Origin of the sequence: Verminephrobacter aporrectodeae subsp. tuberculatae At4 (assembly GCF_000193225.1) — a bacterium.
GTDB classification, from domain to species: Bacteria; Pseudomonadota; Gammaproteobacteria; order Burkholderiales; family Burkholderiaceae_C; genus Acidovorax; species Acidovorax aporrectodeae.
Map to the genome: position 1 here is coordinate 1 of NZ_AFAL01000282.1, position 295 is coordinate 295.

The following is a 295-nucleotide window of genomic DNA, read 5'->3' on the forward strand; positions in this document are numbered from 1 at the left end:
GGCGGCGAGCGCGCTGTGCAGGGCGTTGGGGCGCAGCGCGCGCAGTTCGACCCGGCCCTCCAGCGCGCCGGTGTCGGGCGTATAGCGGCCCCGCGCCGTGGCGCGGCCGGCGCCGGCCTGGACGCTGGCGTCGGGAACGCTCCAGCTGCGGCCGTCGTAGGTCGCGCTGGCCTGCAGTGCGCTGATGGGCAGGCGGCTCCGGTCCCAGGGGCCCGCCAGGCCGTTGCGCAACTGCGCCTGCATGGACCAGCCCGCCGCCTGGCCCGGCGTGGGGCCGGCCTGCAGCGTGCCGTGC

General features: G+C 79.3%; 1 protein-coding gene. It reads right to left on the minus strand.

Annotated elements, in window-relative coordinates:
• Window positions 1-295 (minus strand): hypothetical protein (locus VTU_RS26185; protein WP_010102356.1); only part of this gene is annotated, 295 nt, incomplete at both ends.